Below are 7411 nucleotides of genomic sequence, written 5' to 3'. Positions count from 1 at the left end.
GCCCGGACGTTCCGCACCACCGGCGGCGCGCGGCTTGAATGTACGCTCCGTACGCTCGCCGGCATCCTTCGGCGCGAGCGCCTTCTTCGGGCGAGCCGGCTTGGCGGCCGCGTCCGGCGCGGCGGCGCGCACCGGCTTGCGGGCGACGAGGCTGCCGGAACGGACGGGGGCACGGGTCGGAGACGCCGGCCGCGGATTCTTGACGGTTAATTTGGTGCGCATAAACGCTGGAATGCTTTCAGACTGCGATCGCGCGCAGCAACTCGGTTTCGACTTGAATCTGCAGACGGTTGTCGGACAGGCCGGCGCCGTCGAGCAGGAAGATGTCCTCTACGCGTTCGCCGAGCGTATTGATCCGCGCCGCATGGACGCCGACCCGGTGCTCGGCCAGCACGCGCGCGATCGAATAAAGAAGGCCCGGCCGGTCGTTGGCGGACACGGACAGGATGTAGTACTGGCCGCGCTCGTCGGCCCGCAGGTCGACGCGCGGCGTGATCGGAAACGTCCGCGACAGCCGCGACAGCCGGCCCTTGGACGGTTCCGGCAGCGGCGCGGCCTCGGCGAGGCGCATCGCCAGCTGCTGCTCGACGAGGTTCGCGATGTCGCGGTACTGCACGTCATGCTCGGTCTGCGTGACGATGAAGTTGTCGAGCGCGTAGCCGTGCCGCGTGGTACTGACGCGTGCGTCGAGCACCGACAGCCCGTTGCGGTCGAAGTACGCGCAGATGCCCGCGAACAGGTCCGCGCGGTCCTTCACGTAGACGAGCACCTGCAGCGCGTCGCCGACCGGCGACGGCCGCGCGCGGACGATCGCCGTCCCGGCGTTCACGTGCCGGTACAGCACGCGGGTTTGCCACGCGATGTCGGCGGCGTCGTGGCGCAGGAAGAAGCCGACATCGAGCTGGTCCCACAGCGCGCGGTGCGCGTCGGTGGGCACGGTTTCGAGGCGCAGCAGCGCGAGCGCTTCCTCCTGGCGGGACTTCAGCTCGGAGTGCGTGTCCGGCTGCGCGCCTCCGAGGACGGCGAGCGTTGCGCGATACAGGTCCTCGAGCAGCTTGCCCTTCCACGCGTTCCAGACCTTCGGGCTCGTGCCGCGGATATCGGCGACGGTCAGCAGGTAGAGCGCCGTCAGCCGGCGCTCGGTGCCGACGAGGTCGGCGAAGCGCTTGATCACTTCCGGATCGCTCGTGTCCTGCTTTTGTGCGACCTGGCTCATCGTCAGGTGATGCTGGACGAGCCACACGACGAGTGCCGAATCATCGGCGGCGATCCCGTGCTCGCGGCAGAAGCGGCGCGCGTCGGCCATCCCGAGCTGCGAATGATCGCCGCCGCGGCCCTTCGCGATGTCGTGGAACAGCGCCGCGACGTACAGCACCCACGGCCGCTCGAAGTTGCCGATCAGCTGGCTGCAGAACGGATACTCATGCGCATGCTCGGCAACCGCGAAGCGGCGGATGTTGCGCAGCACCATCAGGATGTGCTGGTCGACCGTGTACACGTGATACAGGTCGTGCTGCATCTGGCCGACGATGCGGCGGAAATTCAGCAGGTAGCGGCCGAGCACGCTGGTCTGGTTCATCAGCCGGAACGCATGCGTGATGCCTTCCGGCTGCTGCAGGATCTGCATGAACGTGCGGCGGTTCTGCGGGTCGCGCCGCCACGTGTTGTTCATGATCTCGCGCGAGTTGTACAGCGCCCGCAGCGTGCGTGCGGACAGCCCCTTCACGCCGCGCGTGGTCTCGTACAGCAGGAACGCCTCGAGGATCGCGTCCGGATGGCGCTCGAATACGTCGTCCGCGGCGATCTCGAGCATCCCCTGCTTCTCGACGAAGCGCTCGGGCGACAGCACGCGCGTGATGCCGCTCGTCGCCGGGAACAGCTGGGCCTCGATGTTCTGGATCAGGATCGTTGCGAGCTGCGTGACGGCCTTCGCGGCCCAGTAGTAGCGGCGCATCAGCTGTTCGCTCGCGCGCTTCGCGGGCGTCGGCTGGTAGCCGAAGCTTTCGGCCGCCTGGGTCTGCAGGTCGAACACGAGCATGTCCTGGCGGCGCCCGGCGATCACGTGCAGCCGCGCGCGCAGCGTCTTCAGGAAGCTTTCGTTGCGGCGCAGCTCGCGTGCCTCGCGGTCGGTGATCAGGCCGCGCGTGTCGAGTTCGCGCCAGCTGCTGCCGAAACCGGCCGCGCGCGCGATCCACAGGATCGTCTGCAGGTCGCGCAGCCCGCCCGGGCTTTCCTTCACGTTCGGCTCGAGGCTGTACGGCGTGTCCTGGAACTTCGCGTGGCGCTGGCGCATCTCGAGCACCTTCGCGGTGAAGAACGCACGGGCGTCGAGCGCCTCGTGGTAGCGCACCGTGAAACGCTCGAACAGCGCGGTGCTGCCGACGATGCGGCGCGCCTCGAGCAGCGACGTCTGCACCGTGACGTCGTGCGACGCCTCCTCGATGCATTGCGCGACCGTGCGCACGCTGCTGCCGATCTCGAGGCCGAGATCCCACGCCATGCCGATGAAGCGTTCGATCCGCGCGTCGAGCCCCGCGTCTCGCCCGTCAGGCAGCAGCACGAGGATGTCGACGTCGGAATAGGGCGCGAGCTCGCCGCGCCCGTAGCCGCCGACCGCAACGAGTGCGAGCGTCGCGGGCAGCCCGCAATCGTCCCACACGCACTTCAGCGCGTCGTCGGTCGCCTTCGACAGCGCGTGCATCAGCGATGCGACGTTGGCAGCGCTGCGAAAGCGCGCGAGCAGGTCGGTCTTGACGGCCTTGAACTCGGCGCGCCGCGACAGCGCTTCGGTCGAGGGGGCGGCGTGAGCGCTCATCGGTGGCGGATCAGGTGACGGGCAGGGCGGGCTGGCGCTAATGCGCTCAGACCGCCGCGGCCGAGTTGGCGAACACGGGGCGGGCCGGCGAGCCGGCGGACACCGTCAGCACGTCGTACCCGGTCTCGGTGACGAGCACCGTGTGCTCCCACTGCGCGGACAGGCTGCGGTCGCGCGTCTTGACCGTCCACTGGTCGGGCATCGTGCGGATGTCGCGCTTGCCGGCGTTGATCATCGGCTCGATCGTGAAGATCATCCCCGGCTTCAGCTCGACGCCGGTGCCCGGACGGCCGTAGTGGACGACCTGCGGATCCTCGTGGAACACCGTGCCGATCCCGTGGCCGCAGTATTCGCGCACGACGCTGTAGCCCTGCGCTTCCGCGTGCTTCTGGATCGCGTGGCCGATGTCGCCGAGATGCGCGCCCGGCTTGACCTGGTCGATGCCGAGCCACATGCACTCGTAGGTGGTCTGCACGAGGCGCTTCGCGAGGATCGAGCCTTCGCCGACGATGAACATCCGGCTCGTGTCGCCGAAGTAACCGTCCTTGATCACGGTGATGTCGATATTGAGCGCATCGCCGTTCTTGATCGTCTTGTCGCCGGGGATGCCGTGGCAGATCACGTCGTTGACCGAGATGCAGGTGGCCTTCGGGTACGGCGGATAGCCGGGCGGCTGGTAGTTCAGCGGCGCGGGAACCGTGCCCTGTTCCTTCACCATGTACTCATGGCAGAGGCGATCGAGTTCGGCCGTCGTGATGCCCGCGACGACGTGCGGGGTGATGAAGTCGAGCACTTCGCTCGCCAGACGGCAGGCGACGCGCATCTGCGCGATATCGTGTTCGTTTTTGAGCGTAATAGCCATCGAGGTGTGCCTGGAAAGCGGTGAATTGACGAATTATCGCACCTTATGCCGTGCGTCGCAGCCCCCGGGCGCCTGCGCGGGCGCGGGTTTTTGCCGATTGCCGTGCGCGCGGCGGCCGGTGCGGCAAAGTGGCGGGCGACTTGAGAGCCGACAAATGGGCATGCTATACTCTTTGGCTAAGTCGACACTCAAATGCCATTCATGTCCCGATTCGTTCCGATTCTGGGGCGGCATTTGCGGTGCAGGCTTGCGGTACGGGCATTCCGCACGTGCCGAATCGCAAGCCGGCGCAACCAGGGTGCCGGCCGCGCTGAATCCATCACCCTTCGGGGTGCATTCGCGCGGCAGGTACGGCGGCCGGCTTAAGACCCAACCCTCGTGGAGAATTTACATGGCAGTTACGATGCGCCAAATGCTGGAAGCAGGTGTCCACTTCGGTCACCAGACCCGCTTCTGGAACCCGAAGATGGCTCCGTTCATTTTCGGTCACCGCAACAAGATTCACATCATCAACCTCGAAAAGACGCTGCCGATGTTCACGGACGCACAGAAGTACGTGCGTCAGCTGGCAGCGAACCGCGGCACGATCCTGTTCGTCGGTACGAAGCGCCAGTCGCGCGACACGATCGCCCAGGAAGCGCAACGCGCAGGCATGCCGTTCGTCAACGCACGCTGGCTCGGCGGCATGATGACCAACTTCAAGACGCTGAAGGTTTCGATCAAGCGCCTGAAGGACATGGAAGCGGCAGTCGAGGCAGGCGAGCTCGAGAAGATGAGCAAGAAGGAAGCGCTGCTGTTCGAACGTGAAATCGCCAAGCTGCAGAAGTCGATCGGCGGCGTGAAGGACATGGGCGGCATTCCGGACGCAATCTTCGTCGTTGACGTCGGCTACCACAAGATTGCCGTCACGGAAGCGAACAAGCTCGGCGTGCCGGTCATCGCCGTGGTCGATACGAACCACTCGCCGGAAGGTGTGGACTACGTGATCCCGGGTAACGACGACTCGAGCAAGGCAGTTGCGCTGTACGCGGAAGGCGTGGCCGACGCGATCCTCGAAGGCCGTGCGAACGCGGTCAACGAAGTGGTCCAGGCAGTGCGCAGCGGCGGCGACGACGAGTACGTCGAGGAAAACGCGTAACTGGCCCCGAGCCGGCGCAAAAAGGGGGCTCTCAACAGGCCCCCTTTTTTTAAGCTTGTGCGCCGGACCTGATCGCGCCGTGTTGGCGCGGGTCCGGAAACGAATCTCGGCCGTTCGCGTCAAAGCGGGCGGCGTTGTGAATACAGACTCAAGGAGCGAATGATGGCGGCAATTACCGCAAGCATGGTGGCAGAACTGCGCGCAAAGACCGACGCACCGATGATGGAGTGCAAGAAGGCGCTGACGGAAGCCGACGGCGATCTGGCCAAGGCTGAAGAGCTGCTGCGCGTCAAGCTCGGCAACAAGGCGAGCAAGGCGGCATCGCGCGTGACGGCCGAAGGCGTCGTCGCATCGTTCGTCGGCGGCAATGCCGGCGCGCTCGTCGAACTGAACTGCGAAACCGACTTCGTCGCGAAGAACGACGACTTCCTCGCGTTCTCGAAGACCGTCGCCGAACTCGTCGCGACGCAGAACCCGGCCGACGTGGCTGCGCTGTCGGCGCTGCCGCTGGAAGGCTCGACGGTCGACGCAGTGCGCCTGGCGCTGATCGGCAAGATCGGCGAGAACGTGTCGATCCGCCGTTTCGTCCGCTACGAAACCGCGAACCAGATCGCAACGTACCTGCACGGCGCGCGTATCGGCGTGATCGTCGAGTACACGGGTGCGGACGAGCAGGTCGGCAAGGACGTCGCGATGCACGTCGCGGCAATGAAGCCGGTCGCGCTGTCGTCGGCTGACGTGCCGGCCGAGCTGATCGAGACGGAACGCCGCGTGGCCGAGCAGAAGGCTGCGGAATCGGGCAAGCCGGCCGAGATCGTCGCGAAGATGGTCGATGGCAGCGTCCAGAAGTTCCTGAAGGAAGTGTCGCTGCTGAACCAGACGTTCGTGAAGAACGACAAGCAGACGATCGAGCAGATGCTGAAGGCAGCGAATGCCGCAGTGCAGAAGTTCTCGCTGTTCGTCGTCGGCGAAGGCATCGAGAAGCGCCAGGACGACTTCGCCGCCGAAGTGGCCGCGCAAGTCGCAGCAGCAAAGCAGCAGTAAGCAGTCGCAGTCCAGCAATACCCGCGGCGGGCGTCCGTCCCGCCGCGGCCGGCGGCGCCGCCGGCTGGCCGGCAGGTCCGGTCTGGCCGGCGGCGCTTGCCCGAATCAGTATTTCGCCCCTACAGTTCGTGCTTGTCATCCTCTCGTCGCTCGGAAGCCCCTATGCCCAATGCCTATAAACGCGTCCTCCTCAAACTCTCCGGCGAAGCGCTGATGGGCGACGATGCCTTCGGCATCAATCGCGCTACGATCGAACGGATGGTGGCCGACATTGCCGAAGTCGTGCGTCTCGGCACGCAGCTCGCGGTGGTGATCGGGGGCGGTAATATTTTCCGCGGCGTCGCGGGCGGCGCGGCAGGCATGGACCGTGCGACGGCCGACTACATGGGGATGCTGGCGACGATGATGAACGCGCTGGCGCTGCAGGACGCGATGCGCCACGCGGGCATCGAGGCGCGCGTGCAGTCGGCGCTGCGGATGGACCAGGTCGTCGAGCCGTACATCCGTCCGCGTGCGATCCGCCAGCTCGAGGAGGGCCGGGTGGTGATCTTCGCGGCCGGTACCGGCAACCCGTTCTTCACGACCGACACGGCCGCTGCGCTGCGCGGTTCGGAAGTGGGTGCGGAGGTCGTGCTGAAGGCGACGAAGGTCGACGGTGTATATTCCGCCGATCCGAAGAAGGATTCGTCGGCCACGCGTTACACGACGATCACCTTCGACGAGGCGATCAGCCGCAACCTGCAGGTGATGGACGCGACCGCGTTCGCGCTCTGCCGCGACCAGAAGCTGCCGATTCGCGTGTTTTCGATCAACAAGCCGGGCGCGCTCAAGCGCATCGTGCTGGGCGAGGACGAAGGTACGCTCGTCCACGTGTAAACTCCCGCGGATGCGGGCTGCCGGCGCGGGTGACCGGCGCGGTGCCGTCGGGCGCGCGCTGGCCCGCGTTCATTGAAGATTTGAAGGTTCGGAGGTTGAAAATGAGTGTCGCTGATGTCAAGAAGGGCGTAGAGCAGAAGATGCAGCGCTCGATCGAAGCGTTCAAGAACGATCTGGCGAAGATCCGCACGGGTCGTGCGCACACGGGCCTGCTCGATCACGTGCAGGTCGACTACTACGGCTCGATGGTGCCGATCTCGCAGGTGGCCAACCTGACGCTCGTCGACGCGCGCACGATCGGCGTGCAGCCGTGGGAAAAGAACATGGTCCAGAAGGTCGAGAAGGCGATCCGCGAAGCCGACCTCGGCCTGAACCCTGCGACGTCCGGCGACCTGATCCGCGTGCCGATGCCGCCGCTGACGGAAGAGCGCCGCCGCGAGCTGACGAAGGTCGTCAAGAGCGAAGGCGAGACCGCCAAGGTCGCGATCCGCAACCTGCGCCGCGACGCGAACGAAGCGCTCAAGAAGCTCGTGAAGGACAAGGAAATCTCGGAAGACGACGAGCGCCGTGCCGGCGACGACGTGCAGAAGCTGACCGACAAGCACGTCGCCGAAATCGACAAGCTCGTGCAGAGCAAGGAAGCCGAGATCATGACGGTCTGACGACCGTCCTCGCG

Annotated in this window: 6 protein-coding genes and 1 pseudogene; 4 read left to right on the top strand and 3 right to left on the bottom strand. The window is 65.9% G+C overall.

Going from position 1 to position 7411, the window contains the following annotated elements; translation table 11 throughout:
* The 3 genes and pseudogenes from G3N94_RS26180 to map form a co-directional block, all read right to left on the bottom strand.
* Positions 1 to 222: pseudogene (locus tag G3N94_RS26180) on the bottom strand (pseudouridine synthase); the annotation flags it as partial.
* 16 nt (positions 223 to 238) lie between these two features.
* A complete protein-coding gene (locus G3N94_RS26175) occupies positions 239 to 2815 on the bottom strand; it encodes a [protein-PII] uridylyltransferase (RefSeq protein WP_205795437.1) in 2577 nt (858 codons plus the stop codon).
* A gap of 46 nt (positions 2816 to 2861) precedes the next feature.
* Positions 2862 to 3677, bottom strand: coding sequence for a type I methionyl aminopeptidase (map, locus tag G3N94_RS26170; RefSeq protein ID WP_124598589.1), 816 nt, complete (start codon positions 3675 to 3677; stop codon positions 2862 to 2864).
* 391 nt (positions 3678 to 4068) lie between these two features.
* On the opposite strand from map, the gene rpsB reads away from it, so the two are divergent.
* The 4 genes from rpsB to frr all read left to right on the top strand — a co-directional run bounded on the left by rpsB (position 4069) and on the right by frr (position 7397).
* Complete coding sequence (gene rpsB / locus G3N94_RS26165) at positions 4069 to 4815, top strand: 30S ribosomal protein S2 (RefSeq protein ID WP_124598587.1); 747 nt, start codon at positions 4069 to 4071, stop codon at positions 4813 to 4815.
* A gap of 162 nt (positions 4816 to 4977) precedes the next feature.
* Positions 4978 to 5859 (top strand): translation elongation factor Ts, encoded by an 882-nt coding sequence (gene tsf, locus G3N94_RS26160; protein WP_205795436.1) that lies wholly within the window; start codon positions 4978 to 4980, stop codon positions 5857 to 5859.
* 162 nt (positions 5860 to 6021) lie between these two features.
* The gene (pyrH, locus tag G3N94_RS26155; RefSeq protein ID WP_205795435.1) at positions 6022 to 6735 is read left to right on the top strand and encodes a UMP kinase; all 714 of its coding nucleotides are present in this window, start codon (positions 6022 to 6024) and stop codon (positions 6733 to 6735) included.
* Positions 6736 to 6836: 101 nt separating this feature from the next.
* Complete coding sequence (gene frr, locus G3N94_RS26150) at positions 6837 to 7397, top strand: ribosome recycling factor (protein WP_205795434.1); 561 nt, start codon at positions 6837 to 6839, stop codon at positions 7395 to 7397.
* The last annotated feature ends 14 nt before the right edge of the window (positions 7398 to 7411 follow it).

The sequence above is a fragment of the Burkholderia sp. Ac-20353 genome (genome assembly GCF_017104785.1).
GTDB lineage: Bacteria > Pseudomonadota > Gammaproteobacteria > Burkholderiales > Burkholderiaceae > Burkholderia.
Note: the sequence above shows the minus strand (reverse complement) of the source record. Positions and strands in the feature narration are given on the sequence as shown.

Coding starts and splice junctions, on each gene's coding strand:
- pyrH (WP_205795435.1), top strand. CDS start 6,022: ATGCCCAATGCCTATAAACGCGTCCTCCTCAAACTCTCCGGCGAAGCG.
- G3N94_RS26175 (WP_205795437.1), bottom strand. CDS start 2,815: ATGAGCGCTCACGCCGCCCCCTCGACCGAAGCGCTGTCGCGGCGCGCC.
- map (WP_124598589.1), bottom strand. CDS start 3,677: ATGGCTATTACGCTCAAAAACGAACACGATATCGCGCAGATGCGCGTC.
- tsf (WP_205795436.1), top strand. CDS start 4,978: ATGGCGGCAATTACCGCAAGCATGGTGGCAGAACTGCGCGCAAAGACC.
- frr (WP_205795434.1), top strand. CDS start 6,837: ATGAGTGTCGCTGATGTCAAGAAGGGCGTAGAGCAGAAGATGCAGCGC.
- rpsB (WP_124598587.1), top strand. CDS start 4,069: ATGGCAGTTACGATGCGCCAAATGCTGGAAGCAGGTGTCCACTTCGGT.